The 22,666-nt window shown below is 72.2% G+C and carries 22 protein-coding genes; 6 read left to right on the forward strand and 16 right to left on the reverse strand.

Annotation, left to right across the window (positions count from 1 at the left end; all coding sequences use genetic code 11):
• Window positions 1-28: 28 nt before the first annotated feature.
• Entirely contained in the window at window positions 29-865 is an 837-nt protein-coding gene (locus CP977_RS07105; RefSeq protein WP_152369784.1) for a siderophore-interacting protein, read from the forward strand.
• Between the two features lie 274 nt (window positions 866-1,139).
• Here the strand turns inward: CP977_RS07105 and CP977_RS07110 are convergent, their stop codons facing one another.
• Complete coding sequence (locus tag CP977_RS07110; protein WP_152369785.1) at window positions 1,140-1,772, reverse strand: MerR family transcriptional regulator; 633 nt, start codon at window positions 1,770-1,772, stop codon at window positions 1,140-1,142.
• 212 nt (window positions 1,773-1,984) lie between these two features.
• Between CP977_RS07110 and CP977_RS07115 the strand changes: the two genes are divergently transcribed.
• The 4 genes from CP977_RS07115 (at window position 1,985) to CP977_RS07130 (ending at window position 5,539) form a co-directional block, all read left to right on the forward strand.
• Window positions 1,985-2,938 (forward strand): hypothetical protein, encoded by a 954-nt coding sequence (locus CP977_RS07115; RefSeq protein ID WP_152371528.1) that lies wholly within the window; start codon window positions 1,985-1,987, stop codon window positions 2,936-2,938.
• Entirely contained in the window at window positions 2,935-3,393 is a 459-nt protein-coding gene (locus CP977_RS07120; protein ID WP_152369786.1) for an abscisic acid-deficient protein Aba4 family protein, read from the forward strand. The genes CP977_RS07115 and CP977_RS07120 overlap by 4 nt, the downstream gene beginning before the upstream one ends.
• Window positions 3,394-3,494: 101 nt before the next feature.
• Entirely contained in the window at window positions 3,495-4,418 is a 924-nt protein-coding gene (locus tag CP977_RS07125; RefSeq protein WP_152369787.1) for a hypothetical protein, read from the forward strand.
• A gap of 164 nt (window positions 4,419-4,582) precedes the next feature.
• Window positions 4,583-5,539 (forward strand): ADP-ribosylglycohydrolase family protein, encoded by a 957-nt coding sequence (locus tag CP977_RS07130; protein ID WP_109187031.1) that lies wholly within the window; start codon window positions 4,583-4,585, stop codon window positions 5,537-5,539.
• A 20-nt stretch (window positions 5,540-5,559) separates the two neighbouring features.
• Here CP977_RS07130 and CP977_RS07135 read toward each other — a convergent pair whose 3' ends face one another.
• From CP977_RS07135 to CP977_RS07195, 13 genes are all read right to left on the reverse strand, one after another.
• Window positions 5,560-6,996: a cytochrome P450 gene (locus CP977_RS07135; protein ID WP_062758751.1), complete on the reverse strand. Its 1,437-nt coding sequence runs from the start codon at window positions 6,994-6,996 to the stop codon at window positions 5,560-5,562.
• A gap of 184 nt (window positions 6,997-7,180) precedes the next feature.
• On the reverse strand, window positions 7,181-10,009 hold the full coding sequence (locus tag CP977_RS07140) for a DEAD/DEAH box helicase (RefSeq protein WP_109187032.1): 2,829 nt from the start codon (window positions 10,007-10,009) through the stop codon (window positions 7,181-7,183).
• A gap of 112 nt (window positions 10,010-10,121) precedes the next feature.
• Window positions 10,122-11,093 (reverse strand): diacylglycerol kinase, encoded by a 972-nt coding sequence (locus tag CP977_RS07145; RefSeq protein ID WP_152369788.1) that lies wholly within the window; start codon window positions 11,091-11,093, stop codon window positions 10,122-10,124.
• A 41-nt stretch (window positions 11,094-11,134) separates the two neighbouring features.
• On the reverse strand, window positions 11,135-12,079 hold the full coding sequence (tatC, locus tag CP977_RS07150) for a twin-arginine translocase subunit TatC (RefSeq protein WP_062758764.1): 945 nt from the start codon (window positions 12,077-12,079) through the stop codon (window positions 11,135-11,137).
• Window positions 12,080-12,138: 59 nt separating this feature from the next.
• A complete protein-coding gene (tatA, locus tag CP977_RS07155) occupies window positions 12,139-12,429 on the reverse strand; it encodes a Sec-independent protein translocase subunit TatA (protein WP_062758767.1) in 291 nt (96 codons plus the stop codon).
• 184 nt (window positions 12,430-12,613) lie between these two features.
• Window positions 12,614-12,811 carry a hypothetical protein gene (locus CP977_RS07160; protein ID WP_062758770.1) on the reverse strand — a complete coding sequence of 66 codons (198 nt, stop codon included), beginning with the start codon at window positions 12,809-12,811 and terminating at the stop codon, window positions 12,614-12,616.
• Between the two features lie 35 nt (window positions 12,812-12,846).
• Entirely contained in the window at window positions 12,847-13,110 is a 264-nt protein-coding gene (locus tag CP977_RS07165; protein ID WP_062758774.1) for a CpXC domain-containing protein, read from the reverse strand.
• 218 nt (window positions 13,111-13,328) lie between these two features.
• Window positions 13,329-14,282 carry a helix-turn-helix transcriptional regulator gene (locus CP977_RS07170; protein WP_062758777.1) on the reverse strand — a complete coding sequence of 318 codons (954 nt, stop codon included), beginning with the start codon at window positions 14,280-14,282 and terminating at the stop codon, window positions 13,329-13,331.
• Between the two features lie 16 nt (window positions 14,283-14,298).
• On the reverse strand, window positions 14,299-15,255 hold the full coding sequence (locus tag CP977_RS07175) for a helix-turn-helix transcriptional regulator (protein WP_062758780.1): 957 nt from the start codon (window positions 15,253-15,255) through the stop codon (window positions 14,299-14,301).
• Between the two features lie 129 nt (window positions 15,256-15,384).
• The gene (locus CP977_RS07180) at window positions 15,385-15,765 is read right to left on the reverse strand and encodes an FKBP-type peptidyl-prolyl cis-trans isomerase (RefSeq protein ID WP_062758783.1); all 381 of its coding nucleotides are present in this window, start codon (window positions 15,763-15,765) and stop codon (window positions 15,385-15,387) included.
• Window positions 15,766-15,899: 134 nt separating this feature from the next.
• The gene (locus tag CP977_RS07185) at window positions 15,900-16,883 is read right to left on the reverse strand and encodes an FKBP-type peptidyl-prolyl cis-trans isomerase (protein WP_062758786.1); all 984 of its coding nucleotides are present in this window, start codon (window positions 16,881-16,883) and stop codon (window positions 15,900-15,902) included.
• 193 nt (window positions 16,884-17,076) lie between these two features.
• Window positions 17,077-18,438, reverse strand: coding sequence for a Pup--protein ligase (gene pafA / locus CP977_RS07190; RefSeq protein WP_030213106.1), 1,362 nt, complete (start codon window positions 18,436-18,438; stop codon window positions 17,077-17,079).
• A 69-nt stretch (window positions 18,439-18,507) separates the two neighbouring features.
• On the reverse strand, window positions 18,508-19,788 hold the full coding sequence (locus CP977_RS07195; RefSeq protein ID WP_152369789.1) for an MFS transporter: 1,281 nt from the start codon (window positions 19,786-19,788) through the stop codon (window positions 18,508-18,510).
• A gap of 124 nt (window positions 19,789-19,912) precedes the next feature.
• On the opposite strand from CP977_RS07195, the gene CP977_RS07200 reads away from it, so the two are divergent.
• A complete protein-coding gene (locus CP977_RS07200; RefSeq protein WP_152369790.1) occupies window positions 19,913-20,932 on the forward strand; it encodes a LacI family DNA-binding transcriptional regulator in 1,020 nt (339 codons plus the stop codon).
• A 76-nt stretch (window positions 20,933-21,008) separates the two neighbouring features.
• On the opposite strand, the gene prcA is transcribed toward CP977_RS07200, so the two are convergent.
• Both prcA and prcB read right to left on the reverse strand, forming a co-directional pair.
• A complete protein-coding gene (prcA, locus tag CP977_RS07205) occupies window positions 21,009-21,761 on the reverse strand; it encodes a proteasome subunit alpha (RefSeq protein WP_062758794.1) in 753 nt (250 codons plus the stop codon).
• Between the two features lie 44 nt (window positions 21,762-21,805).
• On the reverse strand, window positions 21,806-22,645 hold the full coding sequence (gene prcB, locus CP977_RS07210) for a proteasome subunit beta (protein WP_062758797.1): 840 nt from the start codon (window positions 22,643-22,645) through the stop codon (window positions 21,806-21,808).
• Window positions 22,646-22,666: the final 21 nt, after the last annotated feature.

Below are 22,666 nucleotides of genomic sequence, written 5' to 3' on the forward strand. Positions count from 1 at the left end.
AAGTAGGCGAATTCCAGGGGAGCACGTCGTGGCAGAGCAGCCGACCCGCAGGTCACCGAAGGCCACCGAAGCGCGCGTGGTGCACACGGAACGGATCACCCCGCACATGGTGCGGCTCGTCCTCGGCGGCCCGGGGCTCGACGGCTTCGACGCCGGCGAGTACACCGACCACTACGTGAAGCTGCTCTTCGCCCCCGAGGGGGTCGCCTATCCGGAGCCGTTCGACATGGAGCGGATCCGGGAGGAGTTCCCCCGGGAGCAGTGGCCGACGACCCGGACGTACACGGTACGGGCCTGGGACCCGGAGCGGCGCGAGCTGACCATCGACTTCGTGGTCCACGGCGACGAGGGCCTCGCGGGCCCGTGGGCGGCGCGCGCCGAGGCGGGCGACACCGTGCGCTTCCTCGGCCCCGGCGGCGGCTACGCGCCGGACGAGGCGGCGGACTGGCACCTGCTCGTGGGCGACGAGAGCGCCCTTCCGGCGATCGCGGCGGCCCTGGAGCGGCTGCCCGCCGGGGCGCGGGCGCACACCTTCGTGGAGATCGCGGACGCGGCGGAGGAGCAGAAGCTGGAGACGGCGGCGGGCGTCGACGTCACGTGGCTCCACCGGGGCGACCGCCCGGTGGGCGAGGCGCTGGTCGAGGCGGTCCGGACGCTGGACTTCCCGGCGGGCGACGTGCACGCCTTCGTCCACGGCGAGGCGGGCTTCGTGAAGGAGCTCCGCCGCCACCTGCGCCTGGACCGGGAGGTGCCGCGCGAACGCCTGTCGATCTCGGGCTACTGGCGCCTGGGCAAGTCGGACGAGGCCTGGCGCGCGATCAAGCGCGAGTGGAACGAGCAGGTGGAGCGCGAGCAGGAGAGCTGAGCGGATCCCGGGGCGGGGGTGGCGGGGGTTGGAGGCCCCGGCCACCCCCGTTCGCGTGAGCGCGGGCGAAGGGGGAGAGCCGATCCCGTCGGGCCGTACGGGCGGCACAGGCCGCACGGGCCGCACGGGCCGCACGCCAACATGGCGCCAGGCCTCCAAGGCATCAGGGTGCCAAGGCACCAGGGCGTCGGGGCATCAGGGCGCCAAGGCGTTGGGGCGTCAAGGCACCAGGACGTCGAGCGCCAGGGCGTCCGGGCGTCAGGACATCCGGGCGTCAGGGCGTCTCCCCGAAGACCCGGTCCGACGCGTCCACGTGCGCGAGCCGGCGCAGGGCGGCGAAGACGGCGTCGCCGATGACCGTGCCGACGACTACGCTCTCCACGAGTTCCTCCCGCGCCACCCGGTGCGCCACGTACTCCAGGTCGACCCGCGCCACTTGTTCCGCCGCGTCCGCGTACACGTCCAGGACCTCGGTGAACCGGCCGTGGCCGACCTCGTCGAGGGCGGCGATCGCCGTCGCCAGGGACTCCGCCGCCGGACTGCCCTCGTACGTGCGCCATCCGCGCGCCTCGATCAGCTCGGCGACCCTCTTCCTCGCCTCGGCGATCCCGGACCCGCCCCCGTGCTCGTAGCGCGGCACCACCTGGTCCGCCGCCTCGCCGAGCACCGTGTGCAGCGGCCGCCGCGGATCGTCGATCGCCTCGATCACCCCACGGATCCCCGCCACCGACAGACCGCCCACATCGAGGAGCGCCCGGATCAGGCGGAGCCGCCGCACGTGCGTCTCTCCGTACGAGGCCTGGTTCGGGCTCGTCAGCTCTCCGGGCGGGAGCAGCCCTTCCCGTACGTAGAACTTGATCGTCGGCACGGACACCCCGGTCCTGCGACTCAACTCTCCGATGCGCACTGCCTGTTCACCTTCCCGGTCCTCCTTCGGCCTTGCCGACCGACACCGACATCATAGATAGTGGCGCTATCAGATAGCGGCGAGTGCCGCTATCCATACTTTCCCACGGGGGGATTCGTATGCCTTCGCCGAAACAAGTCGAACAAGTCGAACCACTCACCCCGCCCGCCCGGCTCAGGCTGCACCGGCCCCTGGCCTGGTTCGCCGCCTCGATGGGCGCCCTCGCCCTCGTCTCCGCCGTCGGCCTGGCGGTGGACGACCGGATCCTGGTCGGCGCACCGATCTGGGCCAAACCGTTCAAGTTCTCGGTCTCGTTCGTCGCCTACGCCCTCTCGCTCGCCTGGATGCTCTCCCTGCTCCCCCGGGGCCGCCGGACCGGCTGGTGGGCCGGAACGGTGGTCGCCGTCGCGAGCGCGGTGGAGATGGTGCTCATCACCCTCCAGGTGGTACGGGGCACTCAGAGCCACTTCAACCAGGCGACCCCGTTCGACAACGCCGTCTTCCAGATCATGGGCGGCACCGTCGTCGTGCTGTGGCTCGGCGCCCTCGTCATCGCCCTGCTCCTGCTGCGCGCCCGGATCCTGGACCTCGCCACGGCCCGGGTTGTCCGCCTCTCCTCCCTGATCGCCCTGGCGGGTGCCGCCGTCGGCTTCCTGATGGTGCGTCCGACACCGGAACAGCTCGCGTCCGACGACCCGCCGATCGTCGGCGCGCACAGCGTCGGCGTCCCGGACGGCGGCCCGTCCATGCCGGTGACGGGCTGGGCCACCACCGGCGGCGACCTGCGCGTGGCGCACTTCTTCGGCATGCACGCGCTCCAACTCCTCCCGCTGGTCCTCCTGGCCCTGACCGCCCTCGCCGCCCGCTCCCCCCGTCTCACCCGCTTCGCACGCCTCGCAGACGAGCGGGTCCGGCTGCGCCTCGCCCTCACCGCCTCGGCGGTCTACGCGGCGGTCTTCGTCCTGCTGACCTGGCAGGCGCTGCGCGGCCAGGCCCTGCTCGCCCCGGACGGCGCGACACTGGCCGGCGCGGGGGCGATCGCGTTACTCGGCGCGGCCGCCACCGCCTTCTCCTTCCGCCGCACCTCTCCCGGGGGCCCCTCCCCCTCCCCCACCCCTCCCTCCCCCGCCCCACCCACCACCCCCACCGAGGAGTTCTCGGCATGACCGGCTTCCTCTTCGAGCTGACGTTCTACCTCGCGGCTCCCGTCTGGCTCCTGATGATCCTCGCGCCCCGGTGGCGGCTCACCGAGCGCGTCGCGGCCTCGCCGCTGACCGTCCTCCCCCTCCTGGTCCTCTGGGCGGTGCTGGCCGTCCCGGTGCTGCCCGAGTTCTGGGCGGCGGTCAGCGCCCCGGACATCGACGCCTTCCGGGACCTCGCGGCGCTCGCGAACGGCGCCGGCGCGATCTGGGCCCAGGTCCTCGCCTGGGACCTGCTGCTCGGCCAGTGGATGTACCGGGAGGGCCGACGCCTCTCCGTACCGCCCCTCCTGATGGGTCCTCTGCTCCTCCTGACGATCCTCCTCTCCCCCGTCGCCCTGCCGATCTTCCTGGTGGTCCGCTCCCTCTGGACCGCACGCGCACGGCACGGTGAACGCCACCCGGCTCCCGCACCGGTGTGAGCCGCAGGCATCAAGCCGGGCCGGTCGAGCACTGCGGCCACCGTTCGGTAACGTACGTTTCTTCGGGTGCCGTCGGGACCTGGAGTCCCAAAGGTGTGCCGATGACTCCTGGTGAACCGCCTGTCGTGTGGAGCCTGCCCTCCGAGGACGCCCGAGCCGGATGGCAGGCCCTGTGGTGGACCGTCGGACCGAGCAACGAACTCGCGGTGATGCTGGTCCACAAACGGAACCTCCACCGTTCCCCGTACATCAGGGGGTGGGCCGGATGGCACGTGGTAGCTCCGTGCGACGGCGTACTGGTTGTGATCTCGGACGGGGCGGAACACCACACCCCGGTGACGGGCATAACCGCAGACACCGGCCACTTGGCCCTGCTCTCGTGGTCGCGGTTCCTGCTGGCGTCATACCGCACACGCCGGGACAGGACCGGGAGCTGGGAGAGCAACGCGATCGTGTACTCCCCCGGGGGCTACCCGACAGGTCACATCTGTATCGGCGACGACATCGACCACGTCCTCACCGACCGTGACGGCGGCATCTGGACCTCGCACGGTGACGAGGGCATTCATGGAAGCCATCCTGCCTCCAGTGGGGGCTTGGCCCGCTGGAACACCGACGGTGCTCAGACCTGGGGCCCTCTGGGACGGGGACGGCTCCCTGTACTGCCCCTCGGCGGGATCGCGGGCGCGACCGGGGAGAACACGGTCTGGCTCGGTTGGTACAGCCACGAAGGTTCCTTCCTGTCCCGGGTCGATTCCTCCGACGGCAGCATCATCAGCTACCGCCACCCTTTGAAAAACTCCGACGGCATCGCCGTACGCGGCACCCGGATGATCCTGAGCCATCAGTTCCACAACCGCCCCGGCGTCGAACTGAACCGCGCCGAACTCGTCGACAACGCCTGGGTGATCACCTCCCAGGAACAACTGCGACTACCGGAGCCGGTAACCAGGCGCTGCGTGCAGGGCCGCGATGGCGTTCTCTGGATCCGCGGCGGCGACACCTGGGTACAGGTCGAAGCCTGAGCCGCCAGGAATCGACCGCCCAACTCCCTCCCCGCGTCCAGGGCGCCGGCTACAAACCAAACCCACTGGCCGTTCATCAGGTCACCACATCCCATTGCCAATGATCGCCAACAATCAAGATCTACTTTCATCACGGACCCCAACACCCCGGCTACGCTGGGCCGATGACGGACATCGACCGCGCCGTGGGCGCCGTTCTGGGCTCCGCCGCGGGTGACGCCCTGGGCGCCCCCTTCGAGTTCGGTCTTCCCGGGGTCTTCCGGGAGCGTTTCCCGGACGGCGTCGGCGAGCTGTGCGGAGGCGGCGGCTGGGATCCGGGCGAGGCGACGGACGACACGCAGATGGCCGTTCTGCTCGGGGAATCGCTCCTCGAACGGGGCGGCCTCGACCTGCCGGACGTCTTCGACCGCTTCCGGCGCTGGGCGGCGGCCGACCCCAAGGACATCGGCCTCCAGACCGAACAGGTGCTCCTCGGCGGCGACCCGTGGGACCTCGCCGCCGCCCGCCATTTCCAGGTCAACACCCACGCCGCCGGAAACGGTTCGCTCATGCGGGCCGCCACCTCGGCCGTGTACTTCGCGGCGCGGGGCCGCACGGAGACCATGGACGCCGCCCGCCGCATCGCCGCCCTGACGCACGGCGACGGCGCGGCCTGGGAGGGTACGGCGGTCCTCCACGAGCTGGTCCGGGTCGCCCTCCTCGGTGAGGACCCGCTCGCCGCCCTGCCCGCCGCCCTCGCCGAGGTGGACCCCGCCCACCGGGACCGGTGGGCGACGGCGCTCGCTCCGGACTGGCACCCGGACGACGCGACCGAGTTCAACGGCGCGGTCTGGCCCTGTCTCGGCTCGGCGGTGTGGGCGCTGCGCACCACCCGCTCCTTCGAGGAGGCCCTCGCCGCGGCGGTCGACCTGGGCGGCGACACCGACACGGTGGCGGCGGTGACCGGCACGCTCGCGGGCGCGGTGTACGGCTCCGCCGCCGTCCCCGCCCGCTGGCTGCCCGTCCTCCACGTCCCCCTTCCCGGCTTCGGCGGCCGCGTCCTGCGCGCCGACGACCTGCGGGACCTGGCGAGGGCCCTGGCCACGGCCGACCAAGAGCGCCGGTCGCCGGCCTGGCCGTAGGTCCAGGCCCGGTCCTGGTCTCAGCCCCGGGCGCGGACCGTCGCCAGGACGTCGCGGTCCGGCTGGAGGGTGAGGCTGGGGACCGGGCGTATCCCGTCGGTGGTGACGTCCAGGTGGAAGCGGCGGGCGAGGACCGCGAGGACGAGGACCGCCTCGACGAGGGCGAAACGGGTGCCGAGGCACACGCGGGGGCCGCCGCCGAACGGGAACCAGGCGTACTCGGGTATCTCCTCCGTCTCCTCGGCCGGTTCGCCGCCCTTTCCCTCCTCGCGGTCCGCGGTCAGCCAGCGCTCGGGGCGGAAGGCCTCGGGGTCGCCGTACCAGCGGGGGTCCCGGTGGGTGGCCCACTGGCTGGACCAGACACGGGTGCCGGCGGGGACGGGGGTGCCGCCGATGGTGGCGCCCTCCTTCGCCAGGCCGGTGATGAGCCAGATGGTGGGGTAGAGCCGCAGGGTCTCCTTGACGACGGCCTGGGTGTAGGTGAGGGAGGCGTAGTCGTCGTATCCCGGTTCGTGGTCGGCGAGGACCCGGTCGAGTTCCTCGGTGAGGGCGTCCCGGACCCGGGGGTTGCGGGAGAGCAGGTGCCAGGCCCAGACGAGGGTGGAGCTGGTGGTCTCGTGACCGCCGATGTAGAGGGTGACCGTCTCGTCGCGGATCTCCCGGTCGGAGAGGCGGGCACCGGTCTCGTCCCGGGCGGCGAGGAGCCGGCTGAGCAGGTCGGGGCGTTCGGTGTCGCCGTCGCGGTGGCGGGAGACGATCCGGGAGACCTCGGTGTCGATGACGGCCGTGGCGCGTTTGACGCGGGCGCGTCCGGGGGTGGGGACCCAGTCGGGCAGCAGGGCTCCGATGCCGCTGAACTCGGCGCCGATCTCCTTCTGCGCGACGTCCATCGCCCGGCCGATGGACTCGGCGTCGGCGGCCGTGTCGACGCCGAAGATGGTGCGGACGGCGATGAGTTGGGTGAGGGCGGCCATCTCCCTCTTGACGTCGATCCGTTCTCCGTCGGCCCACCGGTCGGCGAGTGCGACGGCGCATTCGGCCATGGTCGCCGCGTAGGAGCGGACCTGCTTGGGGCGGACGGAGGGCTGGACGAGGGAGCGCTTGCGCCGCCAGTCGGCGCCCTTGGCGACGACGACGCCGTTGCCGAGGAGGGTGCGGAAGGCGATGCCGAGGTCGGGCTGGTCGAAGGTGCGCTCGACCTCGGTGAGGAGTTCGCCGACGTTGTCGGGGTGGGCGATGAAGAGGGCGCGACTGCGGCCGAAGCGCCAGTGGACGAAGTCCCCGCGCTCCCTGAGCTGTTCGAAGAAGGCGAGGGGGTCCTTGCCGAAGGCGGGCAGGTTCCCGAGGAGGGGGACGCCTCGGGGCCCTTCCACGAAGGCCACCGGGCCCTGGGACGATGTCCCCGTCGGCTGTTCCTCGTTGTGCGTCCCGGCATCCGGACCGGCGTGCGTGGTCATCCGTTTCCCCTCCCCAACTGCCCTTCTCTGCATGTGAGTCCATGCAATCGGAAGGGTCGGGCCCCGCGCCACCCCTGTGGACGACGGCCTGTGGACAACGGCGATGAGAACACGACAGAGGCCGGGGACCATGGCGTGATCTCCATGGTCCCCGGCCGGAAGTCACCCGATGGGGTGAGGAGTGTCAGCCCACGGAGCTGTAGGCGACGACGCCCCGCAGGAGCGAGTCGACGGCCTTGCGGGCGTTCTTGGCGACGGTGCTGTTCTCCTTGGGCGCGGCGGCGGCGATCTGTCCGAGGACGTCGATCACCTGCTTGCACCAGCGGACGAAGTCGCCGGCGGGCATCTCCGCCTCGCGGAGCACCTGGTCGAGGCCCTTGTCGGAGGCCCACTGGTAGGCCGCCCAGGCGAAGCCGAGGTCGGGCTCGCGCTGGCCCACCCCCTCTGCCTGGTTGATCTTGAACTCCTCTTCGAGGGCGTCGAGGCGTCCCCAGATCCGGACCATCTCGCCGAGCGCCGCCTTGGCGTTGCCGGTGGGCAGCTTGGGCGCGACGGCGTCGTCGGCCTGGCGGGACTCGTACACGAGGGCGGAGACGCAGGCGGCGAGCTCGGGCGGGGTGAGGCCCTCCCAGACGCGGTCGCGGAGGCATTCGCTCGCCAGCAGGTCGAGTTCGCCGTAGAGGCGGGCGAGCCGCTTGCCGTTGTCCGTGACCTCGTCGCCGCGCAGGTAGTCGAGCTCGGTGAGGAGCGCGACGATCCGGTCGAAGGTGCGGGCGATGGTGTTGGTGCGGCCCTCGATGCGCCGCTCCAGCTGCCGGGTGTCGCGCTGGAGGCGGTGGTAGCGCTCGGCCCAGCGGGCGTGGTCCTCGCGCTCGTCGCAGCCGTGGCAGGGGTGCGCGCGGATGGCGGTGCGCAGCCGGGCGATCTCGCGGTCGTCGGCGGCGGCGGAGCGGTTCTTGCGGTGCCGATCGGGGTTGATGTGTCCGGCCTTGCTGCGCAGCGCGGAGGCGAGGTCGCGGCGCGACTGCGGGGAGCGCGGGTTGAAGGACTTGGGGATCCTCATGCGCTCCAGGGCCTCGACGGGGACGGGGAAGTCGATGGAGGCGAGCCTCTTGACCTGCCGCTCGGCGGTGAGGACGAGCGGGCGGGGCCCGTCGTGGTGCTCGAAGCCGCGGTGCCCGTTGGTGCGGCCCGCGGGGATGCCGGGGTCGAGGACGAGGGCGAGGCCGGCGAACTTGCCGGTGGGGACGTGGATGACGTCGCCGGGCTTCAGCTTCTCCAGGGAGCTGGCCGCCTGGGCGCGGCGCTGGGCGGCGCCCTGCTTGGCCAGTTCCGTCTCGCGGTCCTTGAGGTCGCGGCGGAGCAGCGCGTACTCCTCGAAGTCCCCGAGGTGGCAGGTCATGCCCTCGCGGTAGCCCTCCAGGCCCTCCTCGTTCTTCTGGACCTGACGGGAGATGCCGACGACGGAGCGGTCGGCCTGGAACTGCGCGAACGAGGTTTCGAGGAGTTCGCGGGACCGGTGCCGGCCGAACTGGTCGACGAGGTTGACCGCCATGTTGTACGAGGGCTTGAAGCTGGACCGCAGGGGGTACGTGCGCGTGCCGGCGAGTCCGGCGAGGTGGCCGGGGTCGAGGCCGCGCTGCCAGAGGACGACGGCGTGTCCCTCGACGTCGATGCCGCGGCGGCCGGCGCGGCCGGTGAGCTGCGTGTACTCGCCGGGGGTGATGTCGGCGTGCTGTTCGCCGTTCCACTTGACCAGCTTTTCGAGCACGACGGACCGGGCGGGCATGTTGATGCCGAGGGCGAGGGTCTCGGTGGCGAAGACTGCCTTGACGAGGCCGCGGACGAACAGCTCCTCGACGACCTCCTTGAAGGTGGGGAGCATGCCCGCGTGGTGGGCGGCGATGCCCCGCTCCAGGGCTTCGAGCCACTCGTAGTAGCCGAGGACGTGGAGGTCTTCGGCGGGGATGGAGGCGGTGCGCTCCTCGACGATCTCGCGGACCCGCTGCCGGGCGTCGTCGTCGTTGAGGCGCAGTCCGGCGTAGAGGCACTGCTGGACGGCGGCCTCGCAGCCGGCGCGGCTGAAGATGAAGGTGATGGCGGGCAGGAGTCCCTCGGCGTCGAGGCGGTCGATGACCTCGGGCCGGCCGGGGGTCCAGATGCGGGAGCGCTGGCGGCGCTCGCGCTCGCGGTCGGCCTCGCGGACCATCTTGCCGCGCCGCCGGTCGCGCGGGTTGTACGTGCGCGTGTTCTCGGTGCGGGCGAGGCGGAGGAGGTCGGGGTTGACCTCGCGGCGGGAGGCGCCGCGGCCGCCGTGGTCGGTCTCCTCCTCGAAGAGGTCGTACATCCGGCGTCCGGCGAGGACGTGCTGCCAGAGCGGCACGGGGCGGCTCTCGGAGACGATGACCTCGGTGTCGCCGCGGACGGTGTCGAGCCAGTCGCCGAACTCCTCGGCGTTGGAGACGGTCGCGGAGAGCGAGACGAGGGTGACGGATTCGGGGAGGTGGATGATCACTTCTTCCCAGACGGCGCCGCGGAAGCGGTCCGAGAGGTAGTGCACCTCGTCCATGACGACGTAGCCGAGGCCGGAGAGGGCCTGGGAGCCCGCGTAGAGCATGTTGCGGAGGACTTCGGTGGTCATGACGACGATCGGGGCGTCGCCGTTGACGCTGTTGTCCCCGGTGAGCAGGCCGACCTTGTCGGCTCCGTACCGCTTGACGAGGTCGGCGTACTTCTGGTTCGACAGCGCCTTGATGGGGGTCGTGTAGAAGCACTTGCGGCCCTGGGTGAGGGCGAGGTGGACGGCGAACTCGCCGACGATGGTCTTGCCGGAGCCCGTGGGCGCGGCGACGAGTACCCCCTTGCCCGCTTCGAGGGCCTTGCACGCCTCGATCTGGAAGGGGTCCAGGTCGAAGTCGTACATCTCGCGGAAGGGGGCCAGCGCGGTGGCCCGCTCGGCGTTGCGGGCGAGGGCGGCCGCGTACGCCTCGGCTGGTGTGAGGTCCTCTGTCATCTTGTTGTCGAGCCTACCCGCCACCTCTGACAGTGACGCGATCTTTATCGCGGGATGTGGAGCGGCGGTGAGGCGCGCCGGGGGCGGGGCTGCCGGGGGAGGAACCGCGGGTCTACGGGTGCGGTACGGGGGTGTCCGGGGCGAGGACGCGCAGGGCTGCGGGGACGCACTCCACGGCGAGGGGCAGCGGGCCGAGGGGCTCGCCGTCGGCGTAGCCGGTGGTGTCCGGGGCGTCGAGGGCGAGGGTGCGGGTGCGGTACGTGGTGACCTCGGGATGGTCGAGGTGTGTGCCCTTGTAGACGCGGGGGAAGACCTTGAGCAGGGTGGTGCGGTCGCAGTCCCCGACGACCGTGACGTCGAGGAGTCCGTCGTCGGTGCGGGCGTCGGCGCAGATCCGCATGCCGCCTCCGTAGGAGGTGCCGTTGCCGACGGCGACGAGGGTGGCGTCGACCTCCACGATCCGTCCGCCGTCGAGGGTGAGGCGGTAGGGGACGGGTCGGAAGGCGGCGAGTTCGGCGAGGATCGCGAGGTCGTACTTGAAGCGGCCGGCGGGGAGGCGCATGCGGTTGCCCCGGTCGTTGACCCGGGAGTCGAAGCCGGACGCGAGGACGGTCGCGTACCAGCGGGCCCCGGCCCCTGCGGTGGCGGTTCCTGCGGCAGAGGTTCCTGTGGCAGCGGTCCCGCCGCTCGTGACGCGGCCGAGGTCGACGGCCCGGCCGCCGGTGTCCTTCAGGATTCCGGCGGCGACGCGGGCGGCGGCGGCCGGGTCGCGGACGGGCAGGCCGAGGGTGCGGGCGAAGTCGTTTCCGGTGCCCGCGGCGATGATCCCGAGGGGGACGGGGGTCCCGGCGACGACCTCGAGGGCGAGGGAGACCATGCCGTCGCCGCCGACGGCGACGAGGGCGCCGGTGCCGTCCGCGACGGCCTCGCGGGCGCGTCGCAGGGCGTCGGCGGCGTCGTGCCCGAGGACGATGCGGACGGAGAGTCCGGCGTCCCGCAGGGCGTCGAGGGCGGGCCGGGCGGCCTGGGCGCCCCGGCCGCGGCCCGCGGTGGGGTTGACGAAGAGGGTGATGTCGCTGGTCATCAGTGGTCCCCCCGGACGGAGTCTGGGGGGACCCTACAAGATCAGGTGATGTCGTCGTAACCGTTGAGGCGCCGCACTCCGCCGCCGGGCTCCCCGGTGGCCTGCTCGGGCAGGGCGCGGGGGGCGCTCACCGACTCGACGGCGCCGACCGTCTCGGGGGTGAGGTCGAGCGCGGAGGCCTCGTCGTCGTCCAGCTCGGCGTCGGGGTCGTTGCGCCTGCGCCGCCGGTCGTTGAGGAGGGAGAAGCCGACGGCCCCGAAGTACAGGACGGTGATGGGCCCGGCGAGGGCGATCATGCCGACGGGGTCGGTGGTGGGGGTGATGACGGCGCCGAAGACGAAGACGCCCATGATCACGCCGCGCCACCAGCCGGCCATGCGGCGGCCGGTGAGGACGCCGGTGAGGTTGAGCATGACCAGGACGAGCGGCAGCTCGAAGGCGAGGCCGAAGACGAGCACCATGCGCAGGGTGAAGTCGAGGACGTCGCCGAGAGAGAGGATGTTCGCGGAGCCCTCGGGCGTGAGGCTGATGAGGACCTTCACGCTGATGGGGAGGATGAGGTACGCGAGGTACGCGCCGGCGGCGAAGAGCGGCACGGCCGCGCCGACGAAGGCGTACGTGTACTTCTTCTCGTTCTTGTGCAGTCCGGGCGCGACGAAGGCCCACAGCTGGTAGAGCCAGATCGGGCTGGCGACGACGAGGCCCGTCGTCAGCGACAGCTGGATCGTCGTGCTGAAGGGGGCCATCAGCGTGTTGAAGGAGACGATCGCGCAGTTTCCGCCGTTGCTGGTGACGTCCGGTGCGCAGGTGGGCACCGACTTCGTCAGGAACTGCATCAGCTCCTCGCTGTACACGAGGGCGACGATCGTCACCGCTGCGATGGCGAGGAGGCCCTTCGCCATGCGGTTGCGGAGTTCGCGGAGGTGCTCCACGAGGGGCATCCGACCCTCGGGGTCCTTCTCCTGCTTGCGGGCAGACTTGAGCAACCCACGTCCTCATCTCGTGCGGCAGCCGCCGCACGGTGCGGCGGCCGCGGCGGACCGGGTCAGCGCTTGGTGGTGTCCGTGGGCTCGGTCACGGGACGCGCGCTGGTCACGTCGCCGGGAGCGGCCTGGATGGTGCGCGGGGCGGGCTGGTCCGGCGTTCCGGTTCCGGCGTGCGGCGGGTCGGCGGGCGCGTTCTGCTGGTCGTCGGACTTCATCGCCTTGGCCTCGCTCTTGAGGATGCGGGCCGACTTGCCGAGCGAGCGGGCCATGTCCGGGAGCTTCTTGGCGCCGAACAGCAGGATGATGACGACGAGAATGAGGATGATCTCGGTGGGGCCGAGCCTACCCATAGCTTTTACCTTCTTCACCGAGGCGACATGGTGTGCGTGCCCGGCGGGTCGGACAGGTGTCCGGCCACCGCGCTGTCTGCGATCGTAACCCGCAGGAGTAAACGGGGGGCAATGCCCGTGCGTACTCCCGATTGCGTCCCGCGCGCCCCGGCCGGGGCCGCCTCCCGCAGCGTACGCCACGGGTTCAGCGGAGCGTTTCCCCGGTGCGGGCGAGGTCGGTGGCGGCCTCCTCCAGTTCTTCGGCGGCCCGGGTGATCCGCTCGGTGGTGCGGGCCACTTGGCGGCCGAGGCGCTGGACCTCCAGGAAGACCTTGACGGCGAGGACGCCGAGGACGGCGAGGCCGAGGAAGCCGAGGGCGATGGCGAGCATGGGCCAGAACATGGGGCGAGCCTAGACGGTGGGCGGCGGGGGGTCGTTCAGACGGTGGTGTGGAGGCGCAGTGTCCTGACGCCGCCGCCGGTGAGGAGTTCGACGATGCGCTCGCCGGCGGGCTTGCGGACGGAGCTTCCGCATTCGGGGCAGGTGAAGGAGTAGAAGGTGGTGCGGCGACTGGCCCCGATGGCGAGGCGCAGGGCGTTGGCCGAGAGTTCGAAGCGGGAACGACAGTCGGGGCAGGCGGCCTTGAAGAGGACCGGCGCCACCGTCACCGCAAAACCGTGCATCACGGACATTTTCCCCATCTCTCCCGCTCCCGATCCGACTTCCTGTCCGGCTCCCGGCCCGCTCGCCCCTCCGGCCCACGACTCCACGGCTCGTGACGCTCCGGCGCCCGTCTCACCGGTCCACGACTCATCGGTCCGTGACGCGCCGACCCCCGTCTCACCGACCCACGGCTCCCCGGTCCCCGTGCCGCCGGCCCGCGGCGGGACGAGGGCCGGCGGGGCGTCCCCGCCGTGCCTCACTCGCTCTCGTACGCGGCGAGCGCGGCGGCGGCGGCCGTCCTGGCGCTGTCGGCCAGCTCGGCCGGCGCGACGATGCGCCCGTCGCTGCCGAGCCGGAGCGCGAGCCTCCGCAGCGAGGCCGGGTCCGGCGTCCGCAGGGTGATCCGCAGGCCGCCGTCGGGCAGCTCGTCGGCCCGGTCGTGCGGGTAGTACTCGGCGACCCACCGGCCGCCGGGGCCGACCTCGACCACGACCTCGGGGTCGTCGGCGGAGGGCTGGACCAGGTTCTCGGAGAGGTCCCGCAGCTCCAGCTCCGGCGGCGCGGCGGGCTTGTCGAGGAGGCGGATCTCCGCGACCCGGTCGAGCCGGAAGGTGCGGCGCGCCTCGGAGAGGCGGCACCAGGCCTCCATGTAGGTGTGGCCGACGGCGAAGAGCCGGATCGGGTCGACCTCGCGCTCGGTGAGCTCGTCGCGCGCGGGCGAGTAGTAGCGCACCCAGAGCCGGCGGCGCTCGGAGATCGCCCGGTCGACCTCGGCGAAGACCCCGCCCTCGGCCTCGAAGGTCACCGAGAGCCGGGCGCTGGCCCCGGCGGCCTCGCCGGCCGCGGCCTCCAGCTTGGCGGTGGCGCGCAGCAGGGCCTCCCGGTCGCTCTCGCGGAGCCCCGGGAGGGTGGCGACGGCGCGGGCGGCGACGAGCAGGGCGGTCGCCTCGTCGGCGGCGAGGCGCAGCGGGGCGGCGACGTCGTCGGGGTTGTGCCACCAGATCCGGTCGCCGTCGGTGTCGATGTCGAGGAGGTCGCCGCCCCGGAAGCTGGTGCCGCACATGGGCAGCACGTCCAGGTCGGAGATCAGCTCGTCCTCGGTGATGCCGAAGGCGCGCGCCACGTCGGCGACGTGGGCGCCGGGGCGCTCGCGGAGGTAGGTGACGAGGGAGAGCATCCGCCTCGTCTGGTCGATCGCGTTGGCAGCCATGCGTCCGTCTTTCCCCTCAGCCCTTGGCCACGGCGCGCAGCCGGTCCACCACGTCGGCCCGCAGATCGGCCGGTTCCAGTACGACGACGTCGGGGCCGAACTCGACGAGCCAGGCGTCGAGGCCGTGCCCGTACGGGATCTCCAGCTCGTCCCAGCCGTCGGCGCCCTCCCGCACGGACTGGGCGCGGGCCCGCAGCGGGTAGCCGGCGCCGGCGCGGAGCCGGATGCGGGCGGAGCGGGTGGCGGTCTCGCCGGCCCAGCTCTCGACGGTCTCCCGGACGGTGACGACGTCGGGCACGGGCGCGGTGAAGGCGCCGGCCCGGGAGCGGACCTTGCCGGTGATCCGGGAGAGGCGGAAGACGCGCTCGGCGCCGCGGTCGCGGTCCCAGCCCGCGAGGTACCAGTGGCCGCGCCAGCATTCGAGGGTCCAGGGCTCGACGTGGCGGGGCTCGGGCCGTGCGGCGTTGGCCTTGCGGTAGTCGAAGACGACGGGCCGCCGGTCGCGACAGGCCAGCATGAGGGGCTCGAAGGCGGCCTCGCGGACCGGGATGCGGGGTTCGAGGGCGCTGGGCTGGACGTCGTACGAGTCCTCCGCCTCGGGCATGCCGGCGGCACGGAGCTTCTGGAGGGCGCCGCTGGCGGCTCCGGCGAGGCGGGCCTGCTGCCAGACCTTGGCGGCGAGGCCGAGCGCGGCGGCCTCCTCGGCGTCGAGGGTGATGGGCGGCAGCCGGTTGGAGTCGCGGCGGGCCAGGTAGCCGGTCTCGCCGTCCAGGTTCTCGACGGTCTCGATGACGAGGCCGAGTTCGCGGAGATCGTCCTTGTCGCGCTCGAACATGCGGTTGAAGGCGTCCTCGCCGCTCGCTTCGAGGTACGCCTCGATGGAGCCGCGGAGTTCGCGCTTGCTGAGCGGGCGGCGCGTCCCGAGCAGGCACAGCGCGAGATTCATCAGCCGCTCGGACTTGGCAATCGCCATTGACGCCCCGCACCTCTTCCGCCGGTTCCACTTCTCGGACGTCCGACCGTACCGTCCCGGGGTCCCGGGACAAAAGCCGAGGACCCCCGCCGTGGACGGCGGGGGTCCTCGGGACCTCGTCGGGGCGGGTCAGCGCTTGCCGACGCCCACGAGGTCGCAGACGAAGATCAGCGTCTCGCCGGGGGCGATGGCGCTGCCGGCGCCGCGGTCGCCGTAGGCGAGGTGCGCGGGGATGACGAGCTGGCGGCGGCCGCCGACCTTCATGCCCTGGACGCCCTGGTCCCAGCCCTGGATGACCTGGCCGACGCCGAGCTGGAAGCCGAGCGGGGTGCCGCGGTTCCAGGAGGCGTCGAACTCCTCGCCGGTGGAGAAGGCCACGCCCACGTAGTGGACCTGGACGACGTCGCCGGCCTCGGCGATGTCGCCGTCGCCCTCCCAGATGTCCTTGATCTCCAGGTCCTTCGGCGGCTCGCCACCCGGGAAGTCGACCTCGGGCTTCTCGATGCTCACTGCTGTGTGCTCCTTCTTGTGGTGCGTCGATCCGGAACAGTCTCACAGATCGGTGATCGAATCGGTGACGTCGGTGACCGGAGTGGTGATGCCGGTGACCGGATCGACGATCGGTCCGGCGGTCGGTCCGCCGATCAGGCGACGCCCAGGATGTCGACCGAGAAGACCAGCGTGTTCTTCGCCAGCTCGCTGCTCGGGTTGGCCCCGTAGCCCAGCGCCGGGGGGATCACCAGGAGCACGCGGTCGCCGACGTTCTTGCCGACCAGGCCCTTGTCCCAGCCCTGGACCACCGATCCGGTGCCGATCTGGAAGGCGGTGGCGCCCCCGTGGTCCCAGGAGGAGTCGAACTTCTTGCCGTCCTCCCACTTCACGCCGGTGTACTGGGCGATGAGTCCCTGGCCCGCCTCGACCTTGGGGCCCGTGCCCTTGATGAGCACCTGCTCCTTGAGCGCGGTGGGGGCCTTCTCGCCCTTCGGGATGGTGATCGTCGCGGCGGCCTGGGAGGGGGCCTTCACCTCCGGCATGCCGGCCGCGGGCGCCGCCTGGGTGCCCTTGACCTCGGCCTTGGAGTCCACCGTGGCGGCGCCCGCGACGTCGACGACCCAGACCAGGGTGTCGGTGGCCTTCAGGCCCGACTGCGGGTTCAGGTTCTCGCCGACCAGGTCGCCCGCGGTCCCCTGGACGAGGATGCGGGAGCCGGCCTTCTTGCCCTCCACCGCGTTGAGGACCTTCTCCGGCAGCTGCTGGCTCGGCTGGCCGAGCCGCTCGACGGACTGCGGGTGGGCTCCCTCGGCGGCGGGCGTCTGCTGCTGGGCCCAGGTGCCGCCGAGCGGCTTGTCGTCCTGCCACTTCTCGACGGTCCAGTCCAGCCTGACGAAGTCGCCCTTCTTGACCGTCGCCCCGCTGCCCTCCGTGACGGTCTCGATCACCGTCTTGCCGGCGGCCTTGGCGTCCTTGGGGACGACGACGTCCGGCTGGGCGCCGAACTTCCCCTTGACCTCGGCCACCGCGCCGTCCGAGGAGCCGCCCTTCTCCGAGTCCGAACCGCACGCGGCGGTGATCAGCAGGACGGGCACGGCAAAGAGCGCGGCGATGCGTCGCTTCGTGTTGTAGTTCATCAGTCCAACTGGGAGTCGGGGCCATGGGAACGTCCACACTCTACGGTGCGGCCCGTGCCCCGCAGGGGTTCTGCCGTACCCGACCCACGGAACCGAGGCCGCGCCCCCAGGGGGGCGCGGCCTTCGGCGCACGGGGCTGACCCGGGGTCCGGGTCAGCTTCCGTACGCCGCGTTCACCCTTGCGGTGAACCGGTCACATGCCGGCGATCAGCTTCTCCACGCGGTCGTCGACGGAGCGGAACGGGTCCTTGCACAGGACCGTGCGCTGCGCCTGGTCGTTGAGCTTGAGGTGGACCCAGTCGACGGTGAAGTCCCGGCGCTGCTCCTGGGCGCGGCGGATGAAGTCGCCGCGGAGGCGGGCCCGGGTGGTCTGCGGGGGCACGGACTTGCCCTCGAAGATCTTCAGGTCGTTGCAGATCCGGGCCGCCTGCCCGTTCTTCTGGAGCAGGTAGTACAGGCCGCGGCGGCGGTGGATGTCGTGGTAGGCGAGGTCTATCTGCGCGACCCTCGGGTTCGACATGGTCATGTTGTGCTTGGCCCGGTACCGCTCGATGAGCTTGTACTTCATGACCCAGTCGATCTCGGTCTCGATGCGGTCCAGCTGCTCGGCCTCGATCGCGTCGAGCGTGCGGCCCCAGAGCTCCAGGACCTGGGCGACGGTGCCGCTGCGGATGCCGCGGCGGTCGACGAAGTCCACGGCCTTCTCGTAGTACTCGCGCTGGACCTCCAGGGCGGAGGCCTCGCGTCCGCTGGCGAGCCGGACCTTGCGCTGGCCGGTGATGTCGTGGCTGACCTCGCGGATGGCCCGGATGGGGTTCTCCAGGGTCAGGTCGCGCATCACGGTGCCGGCCTCGATCATGCGGAGCACGAGGTCGGTGGCGCCGACCTTGAGCAGCATGGTCGTCTCGGACATGTTCGAGTCGCCGACGATGACGTGGAGCCTGCGGTAGCGCTCGGCGTCGGCGTGCGGCTCGTCCCGGGTGTTGATGATGGGGCGCGAGCGGGTGGTGGCGGAGCTGACGCCCTCCCAGATGTGCTCGGCGCGCTGGGAGACGCAGTAGACCGCGCCGCGCGGGGTCTGGAGGACCTTCCCCGCACCGCAGATGAGCTGCCGGGTGACGAGGAAGGGAATGAGGATGTCCGCGAGCCGGGAGAACTCCCCGTGGCGGGCGACGAGATAGTTCTCGTGGCAGCCGTAGGAGTTTCCGGCCGAGTCGGTGTTGTTCTTGAAGAGGTAGACGTCGCCCGCGATTCCCTCCTCGTGCAGGCGGCGTTCGGCGTCGACGAGCAGGCCTTCGAGAATGCGCTCGCCGGCCTTGTCGTGGGTGACCAGTTCGGTCACGTTGTCGCATTCCGGCGTTGCGTATTCCGGATGCGAACCCACGTCGAGGTACAGGCGGGCGCCGTTCCGCAGGAAGACGTTGCTGCTGCGGCCCCATGACACGACACGGCGGAAGAGGTAGCGCGCCACTTCGTCAGGAGACAGTCGGCGCTGTCCCCTGAACGTGCACGTGACGCCGTACTCGTTCTCCAGCCCGAAAATGCGGCGGTCCATGACTGAACATTACGCCTGACGGCCTGTGCTGAAACCGGGTTGGACACTCACGTTCGGATCATTTTCCGATCAGGGCGTGTTCTTTTCGCCGTGCGCGGCGGCGGGGGCGTCCGCGTCGGCGGCGTGTCGTGCCCCGGCGCCGGGAGGTTCGGGGGCCGTGGGGGCGTCCAGGACGCGGGTGGTGGCGAGGAGGACGGCGAAGGCGACGAGGCCGCCCACTCCTGCGACGGCGAAGCCGGACGCGGTCCCGGCGAGTTCGACGACGGGTCCCGCGACGGCGGAGCCGAGGGCCGAGCCGACGCCGAAGGTGGTGACGAGCCACGAGAAGGCCTCGGTGACGGTGCCGCGCGGCGCGTGCCGGTCGACGACGAGGAAGGCGCAGGCGAGGGCGGGGGCCAGGAAGACGCCGGAGAGGACCGAGAGGCCCGTCATGGCCGCGGGGCCGGGGACGAGGACCAGCGGCAGGTAGCAGACCGCGAGGAGCAGGACGAGGACGCGCAGGCGCCGCTCGGGCGCCCCGGCCCACCGGCGGGCGCCGTAGGCGACGCCGCCGAGGAGCGCGCCGAGGCCGAGGGCTGCCATGAGCCAGCCGTAGACGGAGGGCGTGCCCCGGTCGTCGGCGTAGGCGACGGCGGCGACGGTGATGGAGCCGAGGGCGAGTCCGACGAAGAAGAAGGAGCCGAGGAGGGCGAGGAGGCCGGGCGAGCGCAGGGCGCCCAGCCAGTGGGCCTCGCGGGGTGCGGAGCGCCAGGTGCGGGAGGGCTCGGAGAGGACGACGGCGAGGGCGCCGAGGACACCCAGGGCGTTGATGACGAGGAGGGCGGCGGCCGGGGACCAGAGGGAGACCAGGAGCGTCAGGAGCAGGGGCCCGGCGGTGAACATGACCTCCTGGGCGACCGCGTCGAGGGCGTACGCGCGGTGGACCCGGTCCTCGCGGCCGAGGACGCTCGGCCACAGGGCCCGCAGGCCGCCCTCCAGGGGCGGGGTGAAGAGGCCCGCGAGGACGACGGCGGCGTAGGCGAGGCCGAGGTGGCCGATGCCGGTGAGGGCGAGCAGGGCCATGCCGAGGGCGGAGAGGACGGCGGCGGGCAGCTGGACCCGGGGCTGGCCCTTGAGGTCGACGGCCCGGCCGAGGAGGGGCTGGCCGAGGGCGGTGGCGATGCCGTAGGCGGCGATGAGGCCGCCGGCGAGGGTGTAGCTGCCGCCCTGGTCGCGGACGAAGAGGGTGAGGGCGACGGGGCCGGTGCCGTGGGGCAGGCGCCCCACGAGGGTGCCGGCGAGCAGCCGGGCCGCGTGCGGCGCCCGGAGTATGTCGAGATAGCCGCCGTGTGCCGGTGCCTCGGTGGCCATGCCGGTCTCCCCTCGCCTCGGATCTTCCCGAAGTTTTACGTATAACGTCCGACGTCATACGTACCATGACGGCTGTACGCGGGTCCACCCCGCGTCCCTGGGACCGTCCGACGCGGAGGCTTGTGTGCAGACCCCGGAGCCGCCCGGCGGCACACGCCCGACCAGCCGGGACGTCGCCCGGGCCGCGGGCGTCTCGCAGGCCACCGTCTCCCTGGTGCTCGGCGACAAGTGGCGCGGCCGGGTCTCCGAGCGCACCGCGGGCGCCGTGCGGGAGGCCGCCCGGGGGCTCGGCTACCGGCCCAACCTGGCCGCCCGCAACCTCCGGCTCGGCCGCACCAGGACGGCCCTGCTCGTCGTCCCGGCCCTCACCAACGAGTTCTTCGCCCACGTCTACACGGGCGCCGCCGAGGCGGCGGCCCGGCACGGCTTCGGCGTCGTCCTCTACCCCTCCCCCGACGGCGTGGGACCGGCCCGGGACCCCTTCGCCTCCGCGCAGGCCGCCCTCGACGGCGTGATCGCCTCCTCCATGGCGGCCGAGGCCCTGGAGGCCTTCCGGGGCACCGACCTGCCGCTCGTCATGCTCGACAGCGACCCGGCCGGCACGGGCGCCGCCGCCCATCTGAACCTCGACGTGGCGGACGGGATGCGCCGGGTGACCGGGCACCTGCTCGATCTCGGCCACCGCCGCTTCCTGCACCTGGCGTCCGCGGCCCCGTCCTGGACCTTCGACGTCCGGGCCGACGCGCTCGCCCGGGAGCTGCGCGGGACGGAGGTCCGCACCGTGCGGACGCCGCTGAACGTCGCGGACGCGCGGGAGGCGGCGACCCTGGCCCTGGCCGCCCCCGGGCCCCGTCCCACGGCGGTGGTCTGCGACGACGACATCCTCGCGGCCGGCGTCTACAAGGCCGCGCGCCGGCTCGGTCTGCGCATCCCGGAGGACCTGTCGGTCACCGGCTTCGACGACATGGCCCTGGCCACGGTGGTCGAGCCCGAGCTCACCACCGTCCGGCTGCCCGCCGAGGAGTTCGGCCGGCGGGGCATGGAGGCGCTCCTCGCCGTCCTCACGGGCGAACCGCCCCGCCCGGAGACCCTCCCCGTCGCCCTGGTCCCCCGGGGCTCCTCGGGGCCCGCCCCGGCCGCCTGAGGCACTTCCGGAGGCGGACGGCCCGAGGGGCCCCGACCGCTCGCGCGCGCCGGGGCCCCTCGGGTGAAAGGTCCGCCTACTCCTCGGGAGCCTCGTCGGAGGGCTCGTCCGTCTTCGTCACCGCCGCGTTGTCCGCCTCCAGGAGGCGCGACAGCTGCCGCCCGACGATCCGCTTGAACTTGCGCTGCTGCGGGCGCGTGCGGTCCAGGACCGCCACCTCCAGGCGCTCGGCGGGGATGTCCCGCTCGCTGCCGTTGGTGTCCCGGGAGAGCGCCTGCACGGCCAGCTTCAGGGCCTCGGCCAGGGACATGCCGTCCCGGTGCCGCTGGTCGAGGAAGGAGCTGATCTGCTCGGCGTTCCCGCCGACCGCGACCGAGCCGTGCTCGTCGACGATCGAGCCGTCGTGCGGCAGCCGGTAGATCTGGTCGCCCTCCGGCTCGGTGCCGACCTCGGCGACGACCAGCTCCACCTCGTACGGCTTCTCCCCCGCGCTGGAGAAGATGGTGCCGAGCGTCTGCGCGTAGACGTTGGCCAGGCCGCGCGCGGTGACGTCGTCCCGGTCGTAGGTGTATCCCCGCAGGTCGGCGTAGCGCACGCCGCCGATGCGCAGGTTCTCGTACTCGTTGTACTTGCCGGCGGCCGCGAAGCCGATCCGGTCGTAGATCTCGCTGAACTTGTGGAGGGCGCGGGACGGGTTCTCGCCGACGAAGACGATGCCGTCGGCGTACTGGAGGACGACGAGGCTGCGGCCCCGGGCGATGCCCTTGCGGGCGTACTCGGCCCGGTCGGCCATGGCCTGCTGGGGTGAGACGTAGAACGGAGTGGACACCGGCGGTCCGTCCCTTTCTTCTGGGCTTCTGGAGCGACGAGTGGTCAGAGCAGGGCGGCGCGCGGCCCGTCGGGCTGCTCGAGCCGTCGCTCGGTGATCGACCGGGCAAGCTCGGAGGACTCGGCCTCGGTGAGCCTGCGGAAGCCCTCGTCGGTGATGACGGTGACGATCGGGAAGATCCGGCGGGCCAGGTCCGGGCCGCCGGTCGCGGAGTCGTCGTCCGCCGCGTCGTACAGGGCCTGCACGACCAGCGTGGTGGCCTGCTGCTCGGTCAGGTCGTCGCGGTAGAGCTTCTTCATCGAGCCCCGGGCGAAGATCGAGCCCGAGCCGGTGGCGGCGAAGCCGTGCTCCTCGGAGCGGCCGCCGGTCACGTCGTAGGAGAAGATCCGGCCCTTCTCCTTGCCCTCGTCCCAGCCCGCGAAGAGCGGCACGACGGCGAGGCCCTGCATGGCCATGCCGAGGTTGCCGCGGATCATGGTGGAGAGGCGGTTCGCCTTGCCCTCCAGGGAGAGCGTCGCGCCCTCCACCTTCTCGAAGTGCTCCAGCTCCAGCTGGAACAGCTTGACCATCTCCACCGCCAGGCCGGCGGTGCCGGCGATGCCGACCGCGGAGTACTCGTCGGCCGGGAACACCTTCTCGATGTCCCGCTGCGCGATCATGTTGCCCATGGTGGCGCGGCGGTCGCCTGCGAGGACGACCCCGCCGGGGAACGTGGCGGCCACGATGGTCGTGCCGTGGGGGGCCTCGACGATGCCCTCCGGAAGCTTCCGGTGGCCGGGGAGCAGATCCGGCGAGTGCGCGGACAGGAAGTCCAGGAACGAGGACGAGCCCGGCGTCAGGAAGGCCGCCGGCAGACGCCCGGTGCTACGAGGGTTGGCTTCCACGCGATTCCTTCCGGGTGGGAG

It is taken from the genome of Streptomyces cinereoruber, assembly GCF_009299385.1.
Classification (GTDB): domain Bacteria; phylum Actinomycetota; class Actinomycetes; order Streptomycetales; family Streptomycetaceae; genus Streptomyces; species Streptomyces bikiniensis.